Below are 23,282 nucleotides of genomic sequence, written 5' to 3'. Positions count from 1 at the left end.
CTAGCTGTCGTCGGTGTAGGGGCCTGGCTTCGTAGGGTGCGCCGCGCGCACCAATACCAAAACCCAGTGCCGCTGCCGGGAGCAACTGTGCCTGGTGCGTACGGCGCCCCCTACAGATTGCGGGGCTTGAGCAGAGCATCGCCAGCTGGCTCCTACAATACCGAGGAGGCTAGGGCACTCTGCGCTGAGCGGGTTTTGCCGCTTTATCACGCCAATGGATGGTACTTGGCCGGGGTGTTAACCGCCCCTAGACTGCTGCCATTCCATTGGAGGTGCATCCATGTCCGAGACCCTGCTCAGTTCCCGCAACCTGGCCTTCGAGCTCTACGAAGTGCTGGACGCCGAAGGCCTGACCCAGCGCGAGCGCTTCGCCGAGCACAGCCGCGAAACCTTTGACGCGGCCATCGGCACCGCCCGCAGCATCGCGGAAAACCTGTTCGCCCCGCACAACCGCAAGAACGATGAGCACGAGCCGGAGTATGTCGACGGCGCAGCGGTGCTGATTCCCGAGGTCAAACCGGCGGTGGAAGCCTTCCTCGAAGCCGGCTTCCTCAATGCCACCCGTGAGTTCGACGTCGGTGGTATGCAGCTGCCCAACCTGCTGTCGCAGGCCTGCTTCGCGCACTTCCAGTCGGCCAACGCGGCGACCACCTCCTACCCGTTTCTGACCATGGGCGCGGCCAACCTGATCGAAACCTTCGGCAGCGACGAGCAAAAACAGCGCTTTCTGCAGCCGATGATCGACGGCCGTTTCTTCGGCACCATGGCCTTGACCGAGCCGCATGCCGGCTCCTCGCTGTCGGACATCCGTACCCGCGCTGAACCAGCAGGCGACGGCACTTACCGACTCAAGGGCAACAAGATCTTTATCTCCGGCGGCGACCATCCGCTGTCGGAAAACATCGTGCACATGGTCCTGGCCAAGCTGCCGGATGCCCCCGCCGGGGTGAAAGGCATCAGCCTGTTTATCGTGCCGAAGTTTCTGGTTAACGATGACGGCAGCCTGGGCAAGCGCAACGACGTGGTGCTGGCGGGCCTGTTCCACAAGATGGGCTGGCGCGGCACCACATCCACTGCATTGAATTTTGGCGATAACAGCGACTGCGTTGGCTATCTGGTCGGCAAGCCGCACCATGGTCTGGCCTATATGTTCCAGATGATGAACGAGGCGCGTATCGGCGTCGGCATGGGCGCGGTGATGCTCGGTTACGCCGGCTACCTCTACTCGCTGGACTATGCCCGCCAACGCCCGCAAGGTCGCCTGCCGGATGGTAAGGATCCGACCTCCAGCCAGGTGGCGATCATCGAGCACGCCGACGTGCGGCGCATGCTGTTGACCCAGAAGGCTTATGTCGAAGGCTCGTTCGATCTCGGCCTGTATGCGGCGCGGCTGTTCGACGACACCCAGACCCTGGAGACCGAGGAAGAGCGCCGCATCGCTCTGGAGCTGCTCGATCTGCTCACGCCGATCGTCAAATCCTGGCCGTCGGAGTTCTGCCTCAAGGCCAACGAGCTGGCGATCCAGATTCTCGGCGGCCATGGCTACACCCGCGATTACCCGGTGGAGCAGTACTACCGCGACAACCGCCTCAACCCGATCCACGAAGGTACCCACGGCATCCAGTCCCTCGACCTGCTCGGCCGTAAGGTTTCGATGAATGGCGGTGCGGCGCTCAAGCAGCTGCTCAAGCTGATCCACGGCACCTGCCAGCGCGCCGAAGCCCATGCCTCGCTGACCGCCCTACGCCAGCCGCTGGAGCAACTGCTGGCGCGCCTGCAAACGGTGACCCTGGCACTGCTGGGCGATTTGATGAGCGGCAAGGTCAACCAGGGCCTGGCCAACTCGGCGCTGTACCTGAAGGTGTTCGGCCATATGGTGATCGGCTGGCGCTGGCTGGAACAGGCGATCCGCGCTGAAGAAGGCCTGGCGCGACTCAATAACGGCCAGGGCAACAGGGCCGATGCCGACTTCTACCAGGGCAAGCTGCAGGCCGCACGTTACTTCCTGACCTGGGAAGTGCCAGGCTGCCACCACGATCTGGCGATCCTCGAAGCGCGGGATGACACCTGCCTGGCAATGCAGGAAAACTGGTTCTAGGCCTCACCACGCCCGTCAAGAATGCGCCCGGCCATCCCGGGCGTTTTTTTTGACAGCGAGCCGAGAGCACGGGTTAGAATCCCCTGGCACGCGCCATGCATAAGCGCGTTTTTTTCGATTGCCAGGAGTGCGCCGACGTGGATGCCAGCAGTATCAACAGCCTTTTTCTTATCGGCGCACTGCTGGTTGCGGCAAGCATCATGGTCAGCTCTTTGTCCACCCGCATAGGCATTCCCATCCTAGTAATTTTTCTCGGCGTGGGCATGCTGGCAGGCGTCGACGGCATCGGCGGCATCGTTTTCGACGATTATTCTTTAGCATATCTGGTCAGCAACCTGGCACTCGCGGTAATCCTTCTCGATGGCGGCATGCGCACACGTACAGCCACCTTCCGCGTGGCGCTGTGGCCTGCATTGTCACTGGCGACTTGCGGGGTCGTCATCACTGCGGGCTTGACGGGCGTTGCCGCGGCCTGGCTGTTTAACCTGAGTTTGCTAGAGGGCTTGTTGATCGGCGCCATCGTCGGCTCTACCGATGCTGCGGTGGTGTTCAATCTGCTCAACGGCAAAGGGCTCAACGAACGCGTTGGCTCCACGCTGGAAATCGAATCGGGCAGCAACGATCCGATGGCGATGTTTCTTACCGTATCCCTGATTGCCATGCTCGCTGCCGGAGAAACCAGTTTTGGCTGGGAAATTCTCGTGAGCCTGGTGCAACAATTCGGCATTGGCATCGTCCTCGGCCTCGCAGGTGGCTGGCTGCTCTTGCAACTGATCAATCGTCTTGTTGTGGCTGACGGCTTGTATCCGCTGCTGGCAGTCAGTGGCGGCATCATGATCTACGCGCTTTCAAGCGCTATTGGTGGCAGCGGAATCCTGGCCGTTTATGTGTGCGGTTTGCTTCTGGGCAATAGCCCTATCAGGAACCGTCATGGCATTTTGCACATGTTCGACGGCCTCGCCTGGCTCAGCCAGATCGGCATGTTCTTGGTCCTCGGCCTGCTGCTTACACCGAGCGACCTGTTACCTATCGCAGTACCAGCGCTACTGTTATCGCTGTGGATGATCCTGCTCGCGCGACCCTTGTCAGTATTCATTGGGTTGCTGCCGTTCAAGGGATTCAACCTACGCGAACGCACCTTCATCTCATGGATCGGTTTGCGTGGCGCTGTCCCCGTGATTCTTGCGGTATTCCCGCTGATGGCTGGCCTACCGAATGCCCAGCTATTTTTCAATGTGGCGTTTTTTATCGTTTTGGTTTCCCTATTGCTGCAAGGGACCACACTGGGTTGGGCCGCGAGGAAAGCCAAAGTCGAAGTACCACCCGTTCCGTCGCCGATCTCGCGCGCGGGCCTGGAGATTCATCCAACCAGCCAGTGGGAATTGTTTGTTTATCGTCTAGGCGCCGAGAAATGGTGCATTGGCGCGCCTTTGCGTGCGCTGAAGATGCCCGACGGTACGCGTATCGCGGCGTTGTTCCGCGGTGAGCAGCTTCTTCACCCTTCAGGCAGTACCACCCTTGAAGCCAGCGATATTCTTTGCGTGATCGGCCACGAACACGACCTGCCGGCCCTTGGCAAGCTGTTCAGCCAGGCGCCTAAACGCGGCCAGGACCTGCGCTTCTTCGGTGATTTCGTTCTGGAAGGCGATGCCGAACTTGCCGCCATCGCAGCGCTGTACGGCTTGAAACTGGATGGCGTCGACGGCCAGCAAGCGCTGGGCCGCTTTATCTCCCACGAGATCGGCGGCGAGCCAGTTGTCGGTGACCAGGTGAACTGGCAAGGGCTGACCTGGACGGTCGCGGCAATGGAAGGCCACAAAGTCCGCAAGGTCGGGGTGAAGTTCTCCGAAGGCGATCGCCCCGGCCCCGGTCTTTTTCTTTGAAAGGCCAATAAAGCCCGCTTAGCGGCGCCCCGTGGCAGGCTGTAGACTCTGCATCTTTTCGAGCCCTACGATCATCATCATGCCTTCCATACGTATCCGTATCGCCGCGCTATTTCTCGGATTTTGTCTGAGCGCACCACTGCTGCATGCCGCCGAAACGCCCACCAGCGCCGAGGTGCAGAGCGCCCTGGAAAACCTCGCCGAGCGCAAATTGCCCGAAGCCGAGCAACTGGCGCTGAAGCAAACCCTGGAAAAAACCCTGAGCCTGCTGAGCGGCGAAGCCGACAGCAAGAAGCGCATGGCCGACCTGAAGAAGCAGCTGGAACAGGCGCCTCGGCTGATCGCCACGGCGCAGCGCGAGCTGGCTCGACTGAAGGCCAGCAAGCCCACCGATGTCGCCCAGCAATATGGCAACAGCGCCGTGCCGCAGCTGGAGCGCCAACTCAGCGAGCGCAACACCCAACTGAGCGAATGGCAGAAGCAGATGATCGAGGCCAATAGCCTGATCGTCACCGCTCAGACCCGCCCCGAGCGGGCACAGGCGGAAATCAGCAGCAACCAGGTGCGCACCCAGGAAATCAACGACGCGCTGAAAAGCGACAAGGACGCCGGCAAAGCCCTGACGCCCGAGCGACGCAACCTGCTCAAGGCCGAACTGGCGCAACTCAACGCACTGACTCTGCTGCGGCGCCAGGAGCTGGCGGGCAACAGCCTGTTGCAGGACCTCGGCAGCAGCCAGCGCGACCTGCTCGAAGAGCGCATCACCCGCATCGAGCGCGAACTGCTCGACTTGCAGACCCTGATAAACGAAAAGCGCCGCGAGCTTTCCGAAAAAACCGTTGCCGAGCAGTCGCTCGAAGCCAAGAAAGCCGGCTCCGGCTCGTTGCTGGCCAGCGAAAGCGCACACAACCTGCGCCTCTCCGACTACCTGTTGCGCGCCACCGATCGCCTCAACCAGCTGACCCAGCAGAACCTGCAGACCAAACAGAACCTGGACACCCTGGACCAGAGCGACCAGGCGCTGGAAGAGCAGATCAGCGTGCTGCAAGGCAGCCTGTTGCTGGCGAAGATTCTTTATCAGCAGAAGCTCTCGCTACCGACTCTGGACCTCGACAGCAACCTGGCCGATGAAATCGCCGACATCCGCATCTATCAGTTCGAGCTGAACCAACTACGCGAAAAGATCAGTAATCCGAGCGCATACGTCGATGCGCTGCTCGCCAAACAGCCGGCGGCCGAGGTGACCCCGGAGGTGCGCGCCAACCTGCTGGAGCTGATCGAAACCCGCCGCCAGTTGCTCGACCGCCTCAACCGCGAGCTGAACGCGTTGCTGAACGAGTCGATCACCCTGCAGCTCAGCCAAAAACAGCTGCAAAGCCGGGCGGACGCCCTGAGCAACACGCTCGATGAGCAAATGTTCTGGATCCCCAGCAACAAACCGCTGGGGCCGGACTGGTTCAGGTCGGTGCCGCGCATGCTGCAGCAGCAGATTGCCGAACTGCCATGGGGCTCGAACCTGCGCCAGCTGGGCGCTGGCCTGAGCGAGCGGCCGCTGTTGTTCCTGCCGCTGCTGCTGTTGATCGGCGTGCTGCTGTGGAAGCGTGGCTTCCTCTACCGCAAGCTGGCCGGGCTGCACGGCGACATTGGCCACTTCAAGCGTGACAGCCAGTTGCATACGCCGCTGGCGATTCTCCTCAACATGCTGCTCGCCCTGCCCGGCACTCTGTTTCTCGGCCTGTGCGGTTTCGCCTTGCAGATGGATGCGCGTGGGCAGAATTACAACCTCGGCTCTGCCTTCTTCGAAATGGCCCAGGCCTGGTTCGTGTTCTACACCATCTACCGCATTCTCTCGCCGGGCGGCCTGGCGGAGATGCATTTCCGCTGGCCGCGTGCCAGCGTCAACTTCCTCCACCGACACATTCGCTACCTCGGCCTGGTGGTACTGGCACTGGTTGCGGTGGTAAGCATCGCCGAGCATCAGCCAGCCAGCCTGGCGGAAGACGTTATCGGCATTGGCGTGGTGCTCAGCTGTTACGCGCTGATGACCTGGCTGCTGCATAAGCTGCTGCTGACCGGCCCGGCGCGCGAACACGCCTCGGCGTTCCGCATGTTGATCGGCATGGTGTTCAGCCTGCTGCCGCTGGCCCTGATCGTGGCGGTCGGGTTCGGCTACTACTACACCGCGCTCAAGCTCAGCGATCGACTGATCGACACCCTCTACGTGCTGATGGTCTGGCTGATCATCGAGGCCGCGTTTATCCGCGGGCTCGGCGTGGCAGCGCGGCGGCTGGCGTACCAGCGGGCGACGGCCAAGCGCCTGGCGCAGGCCAAGGAAACGGCCGAAGGGCCTGAAGTGGTCACCGAACAACCGACGCTGGACATCGAGCAGGTCAACCAGCAATCCCTGCGCCTGGTTCGCCTGGCCTTGCTCGGCGGTTTCCTGGCCGCGCTCTACTGGGTGTGGGCCGACCTGATTTCGGTGCTGGCCTACCTCGACAACATCAACCTCTACGAATACACCAGCGGCACCGGTGAAACCGCGACCCTGGTGCCGATCAGCCTGCGCGATGTGCTGGGCGCGCTGTTGATCATCGGCATCACGGTGGCGCTCGGACGCAACCTGCCCGGCTTGCTCGAAGTGCTGGTGCTGTCGCGCCTGAAACTCGCCCAGGGCAGCGCCTATGCCACCACCACCCTGCTGTCCTACGCGATTGTTGCCATCGGCTTTGTCGTCACCTTGTCCACTCTCGGCGTCAGCTGGGACAAACTGCAATGGCTGGTGGCCGCGCTGTCGGTGGGCCTGGGCTTCGGTCTGCAGGAAATATTCGCCAACTTCATCTCCGGCCTGATCATCCTGTTCGAGCGGCCGGTGCGCATCGGCGACGTGGTAACCATCGGCAACCTGTCGGGCACGGTCAGCCGGATTCGCATTCGCGCCACCACCATCACCGACTTCGACCGCAAGGAAATCATCGTCCCGAACAAGACCTTCGTCACCGATCAATTGATCAACTGGTCGCTGAACGACACCGTCACCCGGGTGATCATCAAGATCGGCGTAGCCTACGACACCGATCTGCCCCTGGCGCGCAAGCTGATGCTGCAGGCCTGTATCGAGAACCCGCGGGTATTACGCGACCCCGAGCCGCTGCTGTTCTTCCTCACCATCAGCCCGAGCACCTTCGATTATGAGCTGCGCTTCCACGTACGCGAGCTGGGTGATCGCAACGCCTCGACCGACGAGATCCTCACCCGCATCGCCATGAGCTTCCGCGAACACAAGGTCGAGATGGCCTTCAACCAGGTCGAAGTCACCTTGCGCAACCTTCAGGGGCAGGAACTCAACATGAGCAGCGGCGAGGCCATGTTGACCCCGCAACCCGCGCTGGAGCAGGACCCGATCACGCCGACCACACCGGCCGTCGATCCGGGCTAACCATCTGGCTCGGCGGTGGGTCTACAGCGCAGACACACGCCGCCCACCTGGCGACCGGGCCTGTTCGGTCGCCTTCGCTTTGCTGGAGTGCCGCATTGAAGCCGCTGAACGAGCTGACCTTTGACAATCGTTTCGCCCGACTGGGCGACGGGTTTTCCACCCACGTTCTGCCCGAGCCGATCGACGACCCGCGCCTAGTGGTCGTCAGCGAAGCGGCGCTGGCGCTGCTCGATCTCGATCCGGCCGAAGCGCAGACGGAGGTGTTCGCCCAGCTGTTCAGCGGGCACAAGCTCTGGAGCGAGGCAGACCCGCGGGCGATGGTCTATTCAGGGCATCAGTTCGGTGGCTACAACCCGCGCCTGGGCGACGGCCGCGGCCTGCTGCTGGGCGAGGTGCGCAACGATGCGGGCGACTACTGGGACCTGCACCTCAAGGGCGCCGGACGAACGCCCTACTCGCGCATGGGCGACGGCCGCGCCGTACTGCGCAGTTCGATCCGCGAGTTTCTAGCCAGCGAACACTTGCATGCGCTGGGCATCCCGAGCTCGCGCGCGCTCTGCGTGACCGGGTCCAGCACACCGGTCTGGCGGGAAAAGAAAGAAACCGCCGCCATGGTACTGCGCCTGGCGCCGAGCCATGTGCGCTTCGGCCATTTCGAATATTTCTACTACACCCAGCGCCACGACCTGCTCAAACAGCTCGGCGAGCATGTGCTGAGCTGTCACTTCCCCGAGTGCCTACAGCAGGAGCAGCCATACCTCGCAATGTTCCGCGAAGTCATCGAACGCAACGCCGCGATGATCGCCTACTGGCAGGCCTACGGCTTTTGCCATGGGGTGATGAACACCGACAACATGTCGATCCTCGGCATCACCTTCGATTACGGCCCCTATGCCTTCCTCGATGATTTCGACGCCAAACATATCTGTAACCACTCCGATGACACCGGCCGTTACTCGTTCAGCAATCAGGTGCCGATCGCCCAGTGGAACCTCGCCGCCCTTGGCCAGGCCCTGGTGCCGCTGGTCGATGTCGAAGCGCTGCGAGAAACTCTTAACCTGTTTCTGCCGCTGTACCAGGCGCATTACCTCGACCTGATGCGCAAACGCCTGGGCCTGCTCACCGCCGATGAAGGCGACGAAGCCCTGGTGCAGCGCCTGCTGCAACTGATGCAGAGCAGCGCGGTGGATTACACGCTGTTCTTCCGCGAACTCGGCGACAGCCCGGCGGCGCAAGCAGTGGCGCGCCTGCGAGACGACTTTACCGACCTCGCCGGGTTCGACGCCTGGGCCGCTGACTACCTGGCGCGCAGCGCTCAGGATGGCGGCGACCAGCCGCAACGCCGCACGCGTATGCATGCAGCCAACCCCAAGTACATCCTGCGCAACTACCTGGCGCAGCAGGCCATCGAGGCGGCTGAACAGGGCGACTACGCCCCGGTGCGCGAGCTGCACGCGGTACTCAGCCGGCCCTTCGACGAGCAGTCCGGTCAGGAACGCTACGCCCAGCGGCCGCCGGACTGGGGCAAACACCTGGAGATCAGTTGCTCGTCTTGAACAGAGACGTAGGGTGGATGACGCCTTTTTCATCCACCACTGCCCCGGTGGATGGATAGAGCGCCATCCACCCTACGAACCGAGCCGCCGATGCGCGGCGATGACTCGATGGCGTGGAGCGTAGCGACGCCTCACGCCGCGGCGCCGTCCGGCACCAATACCGGCTGCACCTAGTCTGCCAGCATCCACTCCAGGCCCATGTCCACGTGCACGGCGCAGCTGTCGAGCAATGGCAGGGCCGGCGCTACACCCTCCAGCAGCAAACCGATCTCGGTACAGCCGAGAATCGCCACTTCCGCGCCCTGGTCACGCAGCGTTTCCAGGCACTGCAGATAGAACGCACGGGCCTCGTCGCGGAACTGGCCCTGGCACAGCTCGGCAAAAATCACCCGGTCGATTTCCGTCATCTGCGCTGGCGTGGGAATGATCACCTCGATCGCGAAACGCTCGGCCAGGCGTTGCCGATAGAAGTCTTCCTGCATGGTGAAGCGGGTTCCGAGCAGCGCCGCCCGCTTGACGCCCTGCTCGCTCAAGGCGCGGCCGACGGCATCGCCGATGTGCAGCAGCGGCGCCTCATGCAGCGCGGCCTCCAGCGCCGGAGCCACCTTATGCATGGTGTTGGTGGCCAGCAATACTGCGGTGGCACCGGCCTGCTCCAGCCGCCGCGCCGCCTCTGCCAGCAGCACACCGGCGGCCTGCCAGTCGCCGCGACGCTGCAGCTCGGCAATTTCGGCAAAATCCACTGAATGCAGAAGCAGGGACGCGGAATGCAGCCCGCCCTTTCGCTCCCGCACACCCTGGTTGAGCAAGCGGTAATAACTTGCGGTGGACTCCCAACTCATCCCGCCGAGAATGCCTAGCTGGCGCATTGTGTTTTCCTTCATGGGGTTTGCTTGGAGCCTATCCGCGTTGGCACCTCGCGCACAGGCACAGTCCGCTGCACAGCGGGCGGTACAGGCTTATCTGTTAAACCGAAAAGGCATATAAACCTTTTCAAACATTCTTAGACTCTCTAACGCGAAGCCCTTATCTTCTGCGCCTCGTATGGCCGCCCAGCGCGCGCCCGATACCTCACCCGAGATTCGCCGCTAAGGATTGTCATGTTCTGGGATTCACTGCCCCTGCCGCTGCTGTTTGTCGGCGCCCTGCTGATCTGGGTGCTCGTCACCTTCGTGCGGGAAAAGTGGAGCCCCGATGTGGTCGCTGCGATTGCCGTGGCCGCGCTGCTGTTGACCCAGATTCTCACCCCCGCCGAAGTGCTCGGCGTGCTCAGCAATTCGGCGCCCGTCACCATCGCCTGCATGTTCGTGCTGTCGGCCGCGCTGGAGCGCACCGGCTGCATCGACGCGCTTGGCAACTGGCTGGGTAACCTGGTCGGCGACAGCCCCGTCCGGGTACTCGCAGGGCTGATGATAACCGCCCTGGTGATTTCCGCATTCCTCAACAATACCCCGGTGGTGGCCATCCTCACCCCGGTGGCCATCGCCCTGGCCAAGCGGGCCCATAGCTCGCCCTCGAAACTGCTGATCCCGCTGTCCTACGCCACCGTGCTGGGCGGCATGCTGACCATGATCGGTACCTCGACCAATATTCTGGTCGACGGCGTGGCGCGCAAGGCCGGTCTCGAACCCTTCGGCATGTTCGAAATCACCCCTGCGGCGCTGATGTTCGCCGGGGTCGGCTTCGTTTACCTGATGCTGTTCAGCAACCGCCTGCTGCCGGACCGCGATACCCTGTCCAAACAGGTTCGCCCTGACCTCGGGCGTACCTTCATGACCGAACTGCTGGTGCCCCAGGATTCGCCGGTCATCGGCAAGACCCTTAGCGAGGCAAGCCTCAACGGCGCCAGCGGCCTGCAGGTGCTGAAGATTTTCCGCGAAGACCAGGAGCTGACCGAGCCGGCCGCCGATACGGTGCTGGCGGCCGGCGATCAACTGGTTCTGCATGGGCAGGTCAAGGATGTAGTGGACGTGCGTGAGAGTGGCCGCCTGACATTCAACCGCGGCGAATCCTTCGAAACCATCAGCAGCCACGACGTGATCCTCGCTGAAGCGATCGTCGGCCGCGGCTCGCGCTACAGCCACCGGCCGATGCGCGACCTCGACCTGACCGCGCGCTATGGCATCGCCGTGCTCGCGGTGCACCGACAAGACGAAAACATCCAGGGCAATCTCGACGATCTGCACCTGCAGTTCGGCGACGTGATGCTGGTCGAGGGCACGCCTGCGCAGATCAAGCGCTTTGCCGAAAATGGCGAACTGATCAGTCTCAACACCGTGCAGGAACGCGCCTACCGTCGCGACAAGGCACCCATCGCGATCATTGCGACCTTGGCGGTGATGCTCCTGGCTGCACTGGAAGTCATGCCGATCGAAGGCCTGGCACTGATCGCCGCCGTTACCGTGGTGGCCACTCGCTGCCTGGAAATCGAAGACGCCTACAAGGCGGTCGACTGGAAAATCCTCAGCCTGATTTTCGGCATGCTGGCGATCAGCATCGCCATGAGCAAAGTCGGCCTGATCGACCTGATCGTCGAGCAGGGCATGGCCGCCGTGCCCAATGCCAGCCCGCTGTTGGTACTTGGTTTCGTCTACCTGCTGACCACAATTCTCACCGAAATCCTCTCCAACAACGCGGTGGCGGTGCTGGTCACGCCAATCGCCATTGGCATCGCCCAGAGCCTTGGGCTCGATCCGCGCCCCTTTGTGGTGGCGGTGATGTTCGCCGCCAGCGTCAGCTTCGCCACGCCGATTGGCTACCAGACCAACACTTTCGTCTATAACGCCGGCGGCTATCGGTTCAGCGACTTCATGCGCATCGGCATTCCGCTGAACATTCTGATGGTGATCGTCGCCATGCTGGTCATCCCCTGGATCTGGCCGTTGACGCCCGCCTGATCGAGCCCGATGCTCAACGCCAAGGCGCGCTGGTCTCTTCGCTATGGGCGCGCCGCCACAAGGAGGCTGCGCCGTGAATCAACCCCTGCTGATCGCCTGCCCGCATTGCAACGGGCTCAACCGCATTCCCGCCGAGCGTATCGCTGACGCTCCGCGTTGCGGGCGCTGCAAGACCGCCGTGCTGAGCGGCCAGCCGATCGAGCTGAACCAGGCCAACTTCGCCAGCCAGCTCAAGGGGGACCTGCCCTTGCTGGTGGATGTATGGGCCGCCTGGTGCGGACCCTGCCAGGCTTTTGCGCCGGTATTCAGCCAGGCCGCCGCGCAGCTCAAGGGCCGCTATCGGCTGGGCAAGCTGGACAGCGAAGCCAACCCGCAGCTGTCCGCGCAGCTGGGCATTCGCTCGATCCCCAGCCTGATTCTGTTCAAAGGCGGTGCTGAAGTCGCCCGGCAAAGCGGCGCCATGCCGCTGCCGCAACTGCTGGCGTGGCTCGGCACGCACGACCGCTAAGCGGATCGGTCAGTGACGCCGGCATTTCGGATCAATTGCAGCGCGCGAGTCAGGCACTACGCTGGAAGAACCTCCAGCCCCAGTCCAGGAACCGCCATGCCGCTGCCCTTTGAGATCGCTCGTCAGCTCACCGAAGAACAGATCGCGTTCGTCAAACGCTGCGGCCTCAAGGCCGAAATCCTCGAACCGGGTCATGTGCGCCTGTGTATGCCGCTGGCCGGCAATCAGAACCATATCGGCAGCATGTATGCCGGCGCACTGTTCACCCTGGCGGAAATACCCGGCGGGGCGCTGTTTGTCACCAGCTTCGACACCCAGCGCTTTTACCCGGTGATCAAGGAAATGAACCTGCGCTTTCGGCGGCCGGCGACCGGGAACATTCGGGTCGATGCGACACTCAGTGCAGAGACCATCGAGCGCTTGCAGGACGAGGCCGCACGGCACGGCAAGGCCGACTATCCGCTGACCCTGGAGCTCACCAGCGAAAGTGGCGAGGTCGTCGCACAAAGTATTGGCCTTTATCAACTACGCTCCCAGCAACCGCCCGCACGCGCGCCGCAGGTCGAACGGCCGCCAAGCGATGGATAACAATGACTTTGCCAGCATGAATTGGCAGGAGCCGCCCCATGTTCAAACACATTCTGATTGCCCATGACCTGCGTGATACCGCCGACCTGGCGCTGCGCCGCGCCGCCCAACTGGCGCAGCAGCACAACGCCAAGCTGACCATGCTGCACGTACTTGACCCCAACCAGAGCGAGCAGGATCAGGAGAAGGCACGCCAGGCGCTCGACCGCAGCCTGAGCCAATACGCCCCGCTGGGCAGCGAGCTGCGCGTGCGCAGCGGCGTCAAACCCTCGGAAGTGGTGCTGCAGCAACTGAACGAGCTGGGCTGCGACCTGCTGGTGCTGGGCGCCCACCATCAACGCCACGATTTCTTCTCCGGCACCAGCCTGGACCGGATCGCCCGTCGCTGTCCGGTTGCCCTGCTGCTGGTCGCCCGTGGCGACAGCCAGCCTTACCAGCGCGCGCTCTCGGCCATCGATTTTTCGCTGTGCGCCTGCAGTGCCCTGGCCCAGGCGTATCAGGCGCTGCCGGCAACCGCTGAACTGCACGCCGTGCATGTGTTCGAGCCGGGCAAGGGCTCGCCTAAGCAGATCGAGGAGCAGCTGCAGACCCAGCGCGGGCTGATTGATCAACTGATGAAGGATGAGGCGCAAAAGCTGCCGGCCGAGGGCCCGACGCTGAGCCATTCGGTGCAACAGGGCGGAATCCTGCGCTGCCTGCAGGAGAACATCCGCAGCCGTGAAGTCGACGTACTGGTGCTTGGCAGCCATGGCCGCAGCGCCTTGTCGCAAGCCCTGCTAGGCAGCCTGGCGCAGCACTTTCTGCACCGCGCGCCCTGCGACGTGTTCGTGGTGCGCTGAGGTGCGCACAGCCCTTTCGCTCATTCGCGGCCATGTTGCTTGACGGCCAGGACGTTTAGCGTGACTGCGCCGCGCCCAGCTTTTGCAACTGCTATGAGCCGAGCACTGATCCTGCTCGGCGTTCTGTTTTGCATGAACGCAGCGGCCGAGCATGGTACGAAGCACCTGAACATCGTCACCATCGACATACCGCCGTTCGGCATGCGCCAGGCTGACGGCCAGTTGCACGGCATCATGTACGAGATCGGCAACCGCATCGCCGCGCAGGCCGGCTTTGCCTCGCGCAATGTGCTGCTGCCGTATGCCCGTACCGTGGTAGAGCTCAAACATGGCCGCGCCGATTTTGTCCTGCGCTTTGACAACGACGCCCTGGGCAGCGCGGCGATCAAACTGGCGCCGATCTTCCCGCTGCAGGTGATCGTGCTCTGCGCAGCCGGCCGCCAGCTGCGCACCCTGGAGGATTTGCACGGCCTGACCATTGGCGTGATGCGCGGGGGCCACTTCGACGACGCCTTCGCCGCAGACACCGCCATTGGCAAATACCCGATCAGCAACTACGAGCAGGGTTTATCAATGGTCGCCAGCGGTCGCCTGGACGGCCTGATCGGCTCTGACCTGGGGATCTACACCGTCGCCGAGAACATGGGCCTGAGCCAGGCGCAGTTCTCCCACCCGCTGGTATTGGGCGAGCAGTACTTCTGGCTGTTTCATTCGCGCAAAACCGCCGACGAAGCCACCTTGAATCGGCTCAAGCAGGCAGTGGAGCAGTTGCGCGAACAGCATGTCTATGAGCAGATCGTGCTCCGCCATGCTCGCGCCACTTACCTGCGCCCAGGCTTTGCCCGCCCACCGTCGAGCGGGCCGTCGCAGCCATAACCTCTCGACAGCCTTATTCGGCCGCTTCCAGCAGGTCATGCAGCTCGACGAACTGCTGGGTCAGTTTGTGGCTGCGCTCCAGGTAGATCAGCGGCATGCAGGCCTGGTGCGACTCACGCATCTTCACCGAACTCATCAGGTTCACCGGCAACACTGGCAGGCCCTCGGCAACCAACTCGTCGAGCAGTTGCTGCGGCAGGGAGGCGCGCGGCTGGAACTGGTTAACCACGATGCCTTCGACCTGCAGGTTTTCGTTGTGGTCTTCCTTAAGCTCCTCGATTTCGCGCAACAGGCCGTATAGCGCCTGACGCGAGAAGCTGTCGCAGTCGAAGGGGATCAACACCCGATCAGCGGCAATCAGCGCCGAGACGGTGTAGAAGTTCAATGCCGGAGGAGTGTCGAGGTAGATGCGGTCGTAATCCTCGGCCAGTTCATCAAGCAGTTTGCGCAGCTTGTTGATCTTGTGTTTGGCCTCGAGCTTGGGCTGCAGGTCGGCCAGCTCGGCGGTGGCGGTGACCACGTGCAGGTTGTCGAATGGCGTTTCGTAGATATCCACCGTGCCTTTCTTGGCGAACGGCCCGCCGGCCAGGGTCTGCTTGAAGAAGTCGGCGATGCCCATGGGGATGTCGTCGCCGGTCAGGCCGGTCAGGTAGTGGGTGGAGTTGCCCTGCGCATCCAGGTCAACCAACAGCGTGCGGTACCCCTGGGACGCGCTGACCGCCGCCAGGTTGCAGGCGATGCTGGATTTGCCCACGCCGCCCTTCTGATTGAATATCACGCGCCGCATGTCACACCTCTCGATAGCCGCAAATACTGTGGATTCTATGCAAAGCGCATGACAAGGGCGAGGCATTCGGTCACCACGTGACCGCAAGCCTCCCGTCAGAACCCCATGCACAACGTTTGCACAGCGACTGAACGGTCTGGATAATGCCGGCCATTCGCCATGGCAGCCACGACAAAACCCCTGTCGTCCCTGGCTGCCAACTTCAAACATGGAGCCCTTCCGGGCCGGACAATCCGAGTGATGCACTTCAGGATCGAGCAATGGCGTGCCTGGGCCCCTGGCCTGGAAAGCGCGGAAGACTGGTGCCTATGGAGCAAGGCACCGGTGATTCTGAGCGATAGCCGCGAACAGGCCGATGTCAGCTTCCTGCCGGCGATGCAACGCCGACGCCTGAGCCCGCTGGCGCGCATGGCCTTTCAAGTTGCCTGGCCGCTGGCCGATAGCTACGGGCAACTGCCGATGGTGTTCGTATCCCGTCATGGCGAAACCTCGCGCACGCTGTCGATCATCAGTGACCTGGCCCATGACGAAGCACTTTCACCGACCCAGTTCAGCCTGTCCGTGCATAACGCCGTTATCGGGTTGTGGTCGATCATGCGTGGCGACACCAGCGAAATGACCGCCCTCGCCGGCGAGGGCGACGGCCTGGAGCATGGCGTGCTGGAAGCCTGCACGCTGCTGGGCGAGGGCGCGCCGGCGGTGTTGCTGGTGGTGACCGAGGAGCTGCCACCGGCGTTCTATACGCCTTACATCAACGACGTGCCCTTTTCCTATGCCGTGGCGCTGCTGCTGACGCCCGGCGATGACTGGCACCTGCAGTTGCAGGCCGCCGCCGGCCCTGCCGCCGAGTGGCCCCACGCGCTGAATCTGGTGCGCGCGCTGTGTAACCAGCAACCCTTACTGCAGCATCACTGGAAGAGCCGTCAATGGACCTGGTCACGCAAGGCCTGAGCCGCTACAGCGCACCTTACTGGTGGCGCCTGGTCGCGACGGCCCTGAGCTTCACCCTGTTCGGCATTGGCGGCGTATTGCTGCGCGTGCTGATCTTTCCGCTGCTGTCCTTGCTGCCCGGCGATGCGCTTGCCCGCCGCACCCGCGCACGCCTGACCGTCAGCCGGACGTTCCGCCTGTTCGTCAACTTCATGTACCACAGCGGTGTGCTGACCTATTCGGTGGAGGGCGCCGAACGCCTTGGCCGACCCGGGCAGATGGTGATTGCCAACCACCCGTCGCTGATCGACGTGGTGGTCTTGATCGGCTTCATCCGCGACGCCAACTGCGTGGTCAAGCAAAGCCTGTGGAATAACCCGAGTATGAGCGGCCCGCTGCGCGCCGCGGGCTACATCAGCAACAGCGGCAGCATGGACATGCTCGACGAGGCGGCTGAGGCGCTGCAAAGCGGTCAGACCCTGGTGATTTTCCCCGAAGGCACGCGCACCACGCCGGGGCAGGCGCCACAGTTTCATCGCGGCGCGGCGGCCATCGCGGTGCGCGGCGCGCGCATCGTCACCCCGGTGGTGATCAGCGTCAGCCCCACCACCCTGACCAAGGCGGAACCCTGGTACAGCATTCCGTCGCGCCGTTTTCACTTTCATCTGCGGGTTGGCGATGATATCGACCCACAGGAGTTCAATGATCTAGGGCCGCCACCAGTCGCCTCGCGTAAACTCAACGACCATCTGCACCAACACTTTATGAAGGAGCTCGCTAAAGATGAGCGAATTACAGCTGGAGATTAAAAACCTGATCATCGACGCCCTAGGCCTTGAAGACATGGCTGCCGAAGATATCGCTGCCGATCTGACCCTGTTCGGCGAAGGTCTCGGTCTGGACTCCGTGGATGCACTGGAGCTGGGCCTGGCGATCCAGAAACGCTTCGGCATCAAGATCGACGCCGAAGCCAAAGACACGCGCAAGCATTTTGCCAACGTCGCAAGCTTGGCGGCGTTCGTTTCCGCGCAACAGGCTGCTTGAGGGCGTCCGCAGATGCAAACCCGTGAAGAAGTATTCGCCACCCTGCGCGCCGCCCTGGTCGAACTGTTCGAGCTGGACGCCGAGCGGGTGACCCTAGACGCCAACCTCTACCAGGACCTGGAAATCGACAGCATCGACGCCGTCGACCTGATCGACCACATCAAGCGTCAAACCGGCAAGAAGCTCGCAGCAGAAGAGTTCAAGGCCGTGCGCACCGTCAATGATGTGGTTGAGGCAGTGCTCAACGTCGTCAACACCGCACCGACCTAAGACCGAACCTATGGCGCGCTTGCTTGGCCTGCTGCTGGTAGTGGCTGGTTTGCTGTACCCCTTTGCGGTGTATTTCGGCATCGAATACCTGTCGCCGCGCCTGTTCGCCTTGCTGCTAGGTACCCTCTGGCTGGCCCGCGCGCTGAGCCAGCCAAGGCAGCCCGGCAGCTTGTGGATGGCCGGTGCCGCGCTGGCGTTCTGCCTGCTGCTCGGCCTGACCGATGCGCCGCAGCTGCTGCGCTGGTACCCGGTGCTGCTGAACGGGCTGCTGCTGGCGCTGTTCGCCCTCAGCCTGAAGTTCGGCCCACCGGTGGTGGAGCGCTTGGCGCGATTGAGCGAACCGCAGCTGCCGGACGTGGCGGTGCGTTATACGCGTGCGGTGACCAAGGTCTGGGCTGGTTTCTTTCTGATCAACGGTCTGGTGGCGATGGCGCTGACCCTGTGGGCGCCGTTGAGCTGGTGGACGCTGTACACCGGCCTGATTTCCTACGCACTGATCGGCCTGTTGTTTGCCGGCGAGTGGCTGCTGCGTCAGCGCGTCCGGCGCCAAGGAGCACTGCATGAAATGGATTAGCCCGGAACAGCTGCTGAGCGCGCCGCACCCCGGCCGTCTGGTCACCCCGGACATGGACCACGCCACGCTGCAGCAGCGGGCGCTGAGCCTGGCCGCAGCGCTGCAACAACGTGGTGTCCAGCGCATCGCCCTGCACCTGGAAGACGCCGGCGAGCTGGCCGTCGCCCTGCTCGGCGCCTGGCGTGCCGGGGTGAAGGTGCTACTGCCCGCCGATGCCCAGGCGCAAACCCGCAAGCGCCTGGCCGGGCAAACCGAGCTCTGGCTCGATAGCCTGAACGTCGCTGCGCTCGAAGGCCTGACCGGCGAGCCGTTGGCGGCCGCGCCACTCGATCTCGACGCCTGTCAACTGGTGCTGTGCACTTCCGGCTCCAGCGGCGAGGCCAAACTGATCGACAAGAGCCTGCGCCAGCTGGCCAACGAAGTAACCGCACTGGAACAGCTGTGGGGCGCCGAGCTGCAGGGCGCGACCATCCTCGGCAGCGTCGCCACTCAACATATCTATGGCCTGCTGTTTCGCGTGCTCTGGCCGCTGTGTGCCGGCCGCCCTTTCCTGCGGCGTGCGCAGCCCTTCCCGGAAGACCTGCAGCGCAAAAGCCTGGCAATTACCCGAGATGCGGTCGCCGACAGTTCGGCGGGCTTCGCCTGGGTCGCCAGCCCGGCCCTGCTCAAACGCATGGGCGACAACCTCGACTGGCCGGCGCTGCGCGGCGTGCGCAAAGTGTTTTCGTCCGGCGGTGCCCTGCCAGCCGAGGCCGCGCAACTGCTGGAGCAAAAGCTCGGGCAATGGCCGACGGAAATCTACGGCAGCTCGGAAACCGGCGGTATTGGCTGGCGCCAGGGCAGCGAGCATTGGCAAGCATTCGCGGGAATCGAACTGCAGCTGAACGAGGAAGGCGCGCTCAACCTCAGCTCGCCGTACCTGCCGGAAGGGCACCGCGAACAGACCGCTGATGCGGCGCAGTTGCTGGCCGACGGGCGCTTTATCCTGCGCGGTCGGCTGGACCGCATCGTCAAGCTGGAAGAAAAACGCATTTCCCTGCCCATGCTGGAACTGGCCTTGGCCGAACACCCCTGGATCGCCGACGCGCGGCTGGGCGTGGTCCAGGAAGGCCGGGCATTTCTCGGCGCTCTGGTGGCACTCAACCCGAGCGGCATCCACGCGCTGCGCAACCAGGGCCGGCGCGCCGTCACCGACAGCCTGCGCCGCCACCTGGCGGGCCACTGCGAACCGATCGCCTTGCCGCGGCGCTGGCGCCTGGTCGATCAGTTGCCGTACAGCAGCCAGGGCAAGCTGGCCCAGGCGGCGGTCGAAGCGCTGATCTGCGCGCCCCGGCCAACCCAGGTCGAGCCGCTGAGCGCGATCGAGCAGAACGGCGAATGGCAGCTGGAGCTGGATGTGCCGCTGGACCTGGCTCACTTCACCGGCCATTTCCCGCAGACCCCGGTGCTGCCGGGCGTGGTGCAGATCGACTGGGCCCAGCAACTGGCCCGGCGCCTGATCACCGATCTGCCGCCACGCTTTAGCGGCATGGAAGTGCTGAAATTCCAGCAACTGGTACGCCCCGGGGATCGCCTGCAACTGTCGCTGCGCTTCGATGCAACACGCGGCAAGCTGTATTTCGCCTTTCGCAATGGCGAAGCGGCCTGCTCCTCCGGGCGTATTTTGCTGGGGCCAGTGCAATGAGATGTTCATCTAGGTGGGCGTTGAGCGCAGCGATACCCAACAACGGCTCGATGGATATCGCTGCGCTCAAACCATCCTACGGCGCGGTACCCCATGCATAAGCCCTGCGCAGTCATACCGGTTTACAACCACGAACACGCGCTCCCCACGGTGGTCGCCGCCTTGCGCGCCGCCGGACTGCCCTGCGTGCTGGTCGACGATGCCTCGAACGCCGCCTGCGCCGCGGTGATGGACGCGCTTGCCGAAGCGGCGGACATCCATCTGGTGCGCCTGGCGACCAACCAGGGCAAGGGCGGCGCAGTGATGACCGGCCTGCGCGAGGCCGCGCGTCTGGGTTTCAGCCATGCGCTGCAGGTGGACGCCGACGGCCAGCATGACCTGAGCGACGTCGGCAACTTCCTCGCGGCGTCCGCGGCCGAGCCCCAGGCGTTGATCTGCGGCTATCCGCAGTACGATGAAAGCGTGCCCAAGGGTCGCCTGTATGCGCGCTACCTGACCCACGTCTGGGTCTGGATCAACACCCTGTCGCTGAGCATCCGCGATTCCATGTGCGGCTTTCGCATCTACCCGCTTGCGCCGACCCTGGCGCTGATCAACTCGGTGAATATCGGCAAGCGCATGGATTTCGACACCGAGATTCTGGTGCGCCTGTTCTGGCGCGCGCAGCCGATGCACTGGCTGCCGACCCGGGTGCACTACCCGCTGGACGGCCTGTCGCACTTTCGCCTGTGGCACGACAACGCGTTGATTTCCTCCATGCACGCCAAGCTGTTCTTCGGCATGTTGCCACGGGCGCCGGCATTGCTCTGGCGCAGGTGGCGCGGATGAGCAACTCGCCGCACTGGGCCGGGCAGAAGGAACGCGGCAGCTACTGGCTGATGAAATTCACTGCAGTCAGCAGCCGCGTGCTGGGCCGGCGCCTGGTCAGTCCGCTGATTCACCTAATCGTGCTGTATTTCTTCCTGTTCGGGCGCCAGGCGCGCCGGAGCATCTGGCAGTACCAGCGCAACCTGGCCGATTGGAGCGGGCGCGCCGATCTGCGCCCGAGCCTGCGCTCGGTGTTCCGCCAGTTCATGTTGTTCGCCGAAACCCTGCTGGACAAACTCGACATCTGGAACGGCAAACTCGGCCTCGACCAGGTCACCCTCATCGACCCGGACGACATGCGCCGCCTGCTCAAGGGCCAGGCACGCGGGCAGATTCTGGTTGCCGCGCACCTGGGCAACCTGGAGGTCTGCCGCGCCCTGGCCGAGTTCGGCGAGCAGGTGCAGATGAACGTGCTGGTGCACACCAAGCATGCCGAACAGTTCAACCGCCTGCTGGGCGAAGCCGGTGCCACTCACCTGCGGCTGATCCAGGTCAGCGAGCTGGACCCGGCGATCATGCTGCAGTTGTCCGAGCGGCTGGAGCGTGGCGAATGGCTGGCGATTGCCGGTGACCGCGTGCCGCTCAAGGGCGGGCGCAAGGCCACGGTGGATTTCCTCGGTAAACCCGCCGCCTTTCCCCAGGGCCCCTGGCTACTGGCCGGGCTGCTGCAGTGCCCGACCAACCTGCTGAGTTGCCTGAAAATCGACGGCCGCTACCAGGTCACCATCGAGCCCTTCGCCGCGAGCGTGCAGTGGAAGCGCAGCGAGCGCGAGCAGGTGATCCTTGGCCTGGTACAACGTTACGCCGACCGCCTGGGCGCACGCTGCCTGGATGCGCCCCTGCAATGGTTCAATTTCTACCCGTTCTGGAATGAAGATGACGACAAATCAGCCTGATCCCATCGTGTTTGGCGAACAGCCCCTCCGCATCGAACAGGTTGTCGCCCTGGCCAGCCGCAGCGCCACGGCGCAGCTGCAAAGCGATGCCGCCTACCGCGAGAAAATCGCCAAGGGCGCGCGCTTCCTCGACAGCCTGCTGGACAAGGAAGGTGTGATCTACGGCGTCACCACCGGTTACGGCGACTCCTGCGTGGTGGCCGTGCCGCTGCACCAGGTCGAGGCCCTGCCGCGCCATCTGTATACCTTCCACGGCTGCGGTCTGGGCAAGCTGCTCGATGAAGCCAGCACCCGCGCGGTACTGGCCGCGCGCTTGCAGTCGCTGTGTCAGGGCGTTTCCGGGGTAAGGGTTGAGCTGCTGGAGCGCCTGCAGGCGTTTCTCGAATTCGATGTGCTGCCGTTGATCCCGGAAGAAGGCTCGGTGGGCGCCAGCGGGGATCTCACGCCGCTGTCCTATGTCGCCGCCACCCTCAGCGGTGAGCGCGAGGTGATGTTCAAGGGTGAGCGCCGCAGCGCCGCCGATGTGCACAAGGAACTTGACTGGACGCCGCTGACCCTACGCCCGAAAGAGGCGCTGGCGCTGATGAACGGCACCGCGGTGATGACCGCCCTGGCCTGCCAGGCATTCTCCCGTGCCGATTACCTGCTCAAGCTGGCCACGCGCATCACCGCGCTTAACGTGGTGGCGCTGGAAGGCAACCCGGAACACTTCGACGAGCGCCTGTTCGCCGCCAAGCCGCACCCGGGGCAGATGCAGGTCGCCGCCTGGCTGCGTCAGGACCTGGCCATCGACGCGCCGACCGCGCCGCTGCACCGCCTGCAGGATCGCTACTCGCTGCGCTGCGCCCCGCACGTGCTCGGCGTACTGGCCGACAGTCTGGGTCTGCTGCGCCAGTTCATCGAGATCGAGCTGAACAGCGCCAACGACAACCCGCTGATCGACGCCGAAGCCGAGCGCGTGCTGCACGGCGGGCACTTCTACGGCGGGCATATTGCCTTCGCCATGGACAGCCTGAAAAACCTGGTGGGCAACGTCGCCGACCTGCTCGACCGGCAGCTCGCTCTGCTGGTGGATACCCGCTACAACCACGGCCTGCCAAGCAACCTGTCCGGCGCGCCGAGCGTCAGCGCGATGATCAACCACGGCTTCAAGGCCGTGCAGATCGGCACCAGCGCCTGGACCGCCGAAGCGCTGAAAAACACCATGCCGGCCAGCGTGTTCTCGCGCTCCACCGAATGCCACAACCAGGACAAGGTGAGCATGGGCACCATCGCCGCCCGCGACGCCCTGCGCAGCCTGGAACTGACCGAGCAGGTCGCCGCCGCCACCCTGCTGGCCGCCAACCAGGGCGTGTGGTTGCGCCTGCGCGACGGCAAGAACGACATTCCTGCGCCGGTAGCGGCGATGCGCGAACAACTGGCCGTGGACTTCCACCCGGTGATCGAAGACCGCGCCCTGGAAGCCGAGCTGCGTCTGTGCCTGGTACGTATCCGCGAGCAGCACTGGAGCCTGTATGCCTGAGTCCGCCCTGGTGCGCACGGCGCACGC

20 protein-coding genes are annotated in these 23,282 nt (G+C 63.6%); 18 read left to right on the top strand and 2 right to left on the bottom strand.

Annotated elements, in window-relative coordinates; translation table 11 throughout:
- Positions 1–280: 280 nt before the first annotated feature.
- The 4 genes from ACX0MV_RS03240 (at position 281) to selO (ending at position 8,973) form a co-directional block, all read left to right on the top strand.
- Entirely contained in the window at positions 281–2,098 is a 1,818-nt protein-coding gene (locus ACX0MV_RS03240) for an acyl-CoA dehydrogenase (RefSeq protein ID WP_458981056.1), read from the top strand.
- A gap of 137 nt (positions 2,099–2,235) precedes the next feature.
- Entirely contained in the window at positions 2,236–3,981 is a 1,746-nt protein-coding gene (locus ACX0MV_RS03235) for a potassium/proton antiporter (protein WP_458981055.1), read from the top strand.
- 79 nt (positions 3,982–4,060) lie between these two features.
- Positions 4,061–7,417, top strand: a complete 3,357-nt coding sequence (gene mscK / locus ACX0MV_RS03230) for a mechanosensitive channel MscK (RefSeq protein WP_458981054.1) — start codon at positions 4,061–4,063, stop codon at positions 7,415–7,417.
- Between the two features lie 95 nt (positions 7,418–7,512).
- Complete coding sequence (gene selO, locus ACX0MV_RS03225) at positions 7,513–8,973, top strand: protein adenylyltransferase SelO (RefSeq protein WP_458981053.1); 1,461 nt, start codon at positions 7,513–7,515, stop codon at positions 8,971–8,973.
- 170 nt (positions 8,974–9,143) lie between these two features.
- On the opposite strand, the gene ACX0MV_RS03220 is transcribed toward selO, so the two are convergent.
- Positions 9,144–9,842, bottom strand: coding sequence for an aspartate/glutamate racemase family protein (locus ACX0MV_RS03220; RefSeq protein WP_458981052.1), 699 nt, complete (start codon positions 9,840–9,842; stop codon positions 9,144–9,146).
- Positions 9,843–10,073: 231 nt separating this feature from the next.
- On the opposite strand from ACX0MV_RS03220, the gene ACX0MV_RS03215 reads away from it, so the two are divergent.
- The 5 genes from ACX0MV_RS03215 (at position 10,074) to ACX0MV_RS03195 (ending at position 14,681) form a co-directional block, all read left to right on the top strand.
- A complete protein-coding gene (locus ACX0MV_RS03215; RefSeq protein WP_458981051.1) occupies positions 10,074–11,870 on the top strand; it encodes an SLC13 family permease in 1,797 nt (598 codons plus the stop codon).
- 73 nt (positions 11,871–11,943) lie between these two features.
- Complete coding sequence (trxC, locus tag ACX0MV_RS03210) at positions 11,944–12,378, top strand: thioredoxin TrxC (protein ID WP_458981050.1); 435 nt, start codon at positions 11,944–11,946, stop codon at positions 12,376–12,378.
- 96 nt (positions 12,379–12,474) lie between these two features.
- Positions 12,475–12,966, top strand: coding sequence for a YiiD C-terminal domain-containing protein (locus tag ACX0MV_RS03205; protein ID WP_458981049.1), 492 nt, complete (start codon positions 12,475–12,477; stop codon positions 12,964–12,966).
- A gap of 38 nt (positions 12,967–13,004) precedes the next feature.
- A complete protein-coding gene (locus ACX0MV_RS03200) occupies positions 13,005–13,805 on the top strand; it encodes a universal stress protein (RefSeq protein WP_458981048.1) in 801 nt (266 codons plus the stop codon).
- A 93-nt stretch (positions 13,806–13,898) separates the two neighbouring features.
- Positions 13,899–14,681: a substrate-binding periplasmic protein gene (locus ACX0MV_RS03195; protein WP_458981047.1), complete on the top strand. Its 783-nt coding sequence runs from the start codon at positions 13,899–13,901 to the stop codon at positions 14,679–14,681.
- Positions 14,682–14,694: 13 nt separating this feature from the next.
- On the opposite strand, the gene ACX0MV_RS03190 is transcribed toward ACX0MV_RS03195, so the two are convergent.
- Entirely contained in the window at positions 14,695–15,468 is a 774-nt protein-coding gene (locus ACX0MV_RS03190) for a ParA family protein (protein WP_458981046.1), read from the bottom strand.
- Positions 15,469–15,705: 237 nt separating this feature from the next.
- Between ACX0MV_RS03190 and ACX0MV_RS03185 the strand changes: the two genes are divergently transcribed.
- The 9 genes from ACX0MV_RS03185 to ACX0MV_RS03145 all read left to right on the top strand — a co-directional run bounded on the left by ACX0MV_RS03185 (position 15,706) and on the right by ACX0MV_RS03145 (position 23,255).
- Complete coding sequence (locus tag ACX0MV_RS03185; RefSeq protein WP_458981045.1) at positions 15,706–16,419, top strand: beta-ketoacyl synthase chain length factor; 714 nt, start codon at positions 15,706–15,708, stop codon at positions 16,417–16,419.
- The gene (locus ACX0MV_RS03180) at positions 16,395–17,207 is read left to right on the top strand and encodes a lysophospholipid acyltransferase family protein (protein ID WP_458981044.1); all 813 of its coding nucleotides are present in this window, start codon (positions 16,395–16,397) and stop codon (positions 17,205–17,207) included. Before ACX0MV_RS03185 ends, ACX0MV_RS03180 begins: the two co-directional genes overlap by 25 nt.
- Complete coding sequence (locus ACX0MV_RS03175; protein WP_458981043.1) at positions 17,182–17,442, top strand: phosphopantetheine-binding protein; 261 nt, start codon at positions 17,182–17,184, stop codon at positions 17,440–17,442. Before ACX0MV_RS03180 ends, ACX0MV_RS03175 begins: the two co-directional genes overlap by 26 nt.
- A 12-nt stretch (positions 17,443–17,454) precedes the next feature.
- Positions 17,455–17,712: an acyl carrier protein gene (locus ACX0MV_RS03170; RefSeq protein WP_458981042.1), complete on the top strand. Its 258-nt coding sequence runs from the start codon at positions 17,455–17,457 to the stop codon at positions 17,710–17,712.
- Between the two features lie 10 nt (positions 17,713–17,722).
- Positions 17,723–18,286 (top strand): COG4648 family protein, encoded by a 564-nt coding sequence (locus ACX0MV_RS03165; protein WP_458981041.1) that lies wholly within the window; start codon positions 17,723–17,725, stop codon positions 18,284–18,286.
- Positions 18,273–19,970, top strand: coding sequence for an ApeI family dehydratase (locus tag ACX0MV_RS03160; RefSeq protein WP_458981040.1), 1,698 nt, complete (start codon positions 18,273–18,275; stop codon positions 19,968–19,970). Before ACX0MV_RS03165 ends, ACX0MV_RS03160 begins: the two co-directional genes overlap by 14 nt.
- Positions 19,971–20,063: 93 nt before the next feature.
- Entirely contained in the window at positions 20,064–20,798 is a 735-nt protein-coding gene (locus ACX0MV_RS03155; protein ID WP_458981039.1) for a glycosyltransferase family 2 protein, read from the top strand.
- Positions 20,795–21,733 (top strand): lysophospholipid acyltransferase family protein, encoded by a 939-nt coding sequence (locus ACX0MV_RS03150; protein WP_458981038.1) that lies wholly within the window; start codon positions 20,795–20,797, stop codon positions 21,731–21,733. Before ACX0MV_RS03155 ends, ACX0MV_RS03150 begins: the two co-directional genes overlap by 4 nt.
- The gene (locus tag ACX0MV_RS03145; RefSeq protein WP_458981037.1) at positions 21,714–23,255 is read left to right on the top strand and encodes an HAL/PAL/TAL family ammonia-lyase; all 1,542 of its coding nucleotides are present in this window, start codon (positions 21,714–21,716) and stop codon (positions 23,253–23,255) included. The genes ACX0MV_RS03150 and ACX0MV_RS03145 overlap by 20 nt, the downstream gene beginning before the upstream one ends.
- Positions 23,256–23,282 lie beyond the last annotated feature (27 nt).

Source organism: Pseudomonas cistanchae (assembly GCF_054483635.1).
The sequence above is the reverse complement of the archived record's forward strand: the minus strand, read 5'-3'. Positions and strand labels throughout refer to the sequence as shown.

Excerpts from the sequence above, each read along its gene's own strand:
- ACX0MV_RS03150 (WP_458981038.1), top strand. The coding sequence starts at position 20,795 with ATGAGCAACTCGCCGCACTGGGCCGGGCAGAAGGAACGCGGCAGCTAC.
- ACX0MV_RS03160 (WP_458981040.1), top strand. The coding sequence starts at position 18,273 with ATGAAATGGATTAGCCCGGAACAGCTGCTGAGCGCGCCGCACCCCGGC.
- mscK (WP_458981054.1), top strand. The coding sequence starts at position 4,061 with ATGCCTTCCATACGTATCCGTATCGCCGCGCTATTTCTCGGATTTTGT.
- ACX0MV_RS03180 (WP_458981044.1), top strand. The coding sequence starts at position 16,395 with ATGGACCTGGTCACGCAAGGCCTGAGCCGCTACAGCGCACCTTACTGG.
- ACX0MV_RS03205 (WP_458981049.1), top strand. The coding sequence starts at position 12,475 with ATGCCGCTGCCCTTTGAGATCGCTCGTCAGCTCACCGAAGAACAGATC.
- ACX0MV_RS03145 (WP_458981037.1), top strand. The coding sequence starts at position 21,714 with ATGACGACAAATCAGCCTGATCCCATCGTGTTTGGCGAACAGCCCCTC.
- ACX0MV_RS03195 (WP_458981047.1), top strand. The coding sequence starts at position 13,899 with ATGAGCCGAGCACTGATCCTGCTCGGCGTTCTGTTTTGCATGAACGCA.
- ACX0MV_RS03220 (WP_458981052.1), bottom strand. The coding sequence starts at position 9,842 with ATGCGCCAGCTAGGCATTCTCGGCGGGATGAGTTGGGAGTCCACCGCA.
- ACX0MV_RS03215 (WP_458981051.1), top strand. The coding sequence starts at position 10,074 with ATGTTCTGGGATTCACTGCCCCTGCCGCTGCTGTTTGTCGGCGCCCTG.
- ACX0MV_RS03190 (WP_458981046.1), bottom strand. The coding sequence starts at position 15,468 with ATGCGGCGCGTGATATTCAATCAGAAGGGCGGCGTGGGCAAATCCAGC.
- ACX0MV_RS03155 (WP_458981039.1), top strand. The coding sequence starts at position 20,064 with ATGCATAAGCCCTGCGCAGTCATACCGGTTTACAACCACGAACACGCG.
- ACX0MV_RS03240 (WP_458981056.1), top strand. The coding sequence starts at position 281 with ATGTCCGAGACCCTGCTCAGTTCCCGCAACCTGGCCTTCGAGCTCTAC.
- ACX0MV_RS03200 (WP_458981048.1), top strand. The coding sequence starts at position 13,005 with ATGTTCAAACACATTCTGATTGCCCATGACCTGCGTGATACCGCCGAC.
- ACX0MV_RS03175 (WP_458981043.1), top strand. The coding sequence starts at position 17,182 with ATGAGCGAATTACAGCTGGAGATTAAAAACCTGATCATCGACGCCCTA.
- ACX0MV_RS03165 (WP_458981041.1), top strand. The coding sequence starts at position 17,723 with ATGGCGCGCTTGCTTGGCCTGCTGCTGGTAGTGGCTGGTTTGCTGTAC.
- ACX0MV_RS03170 (WP_458981042.1), top strand. The coding sequence starts at position 17,455 with ATGCAAACCCGTGAAGAAGTATTCGCCACCCTGCGCGCCGCCCTGGTC.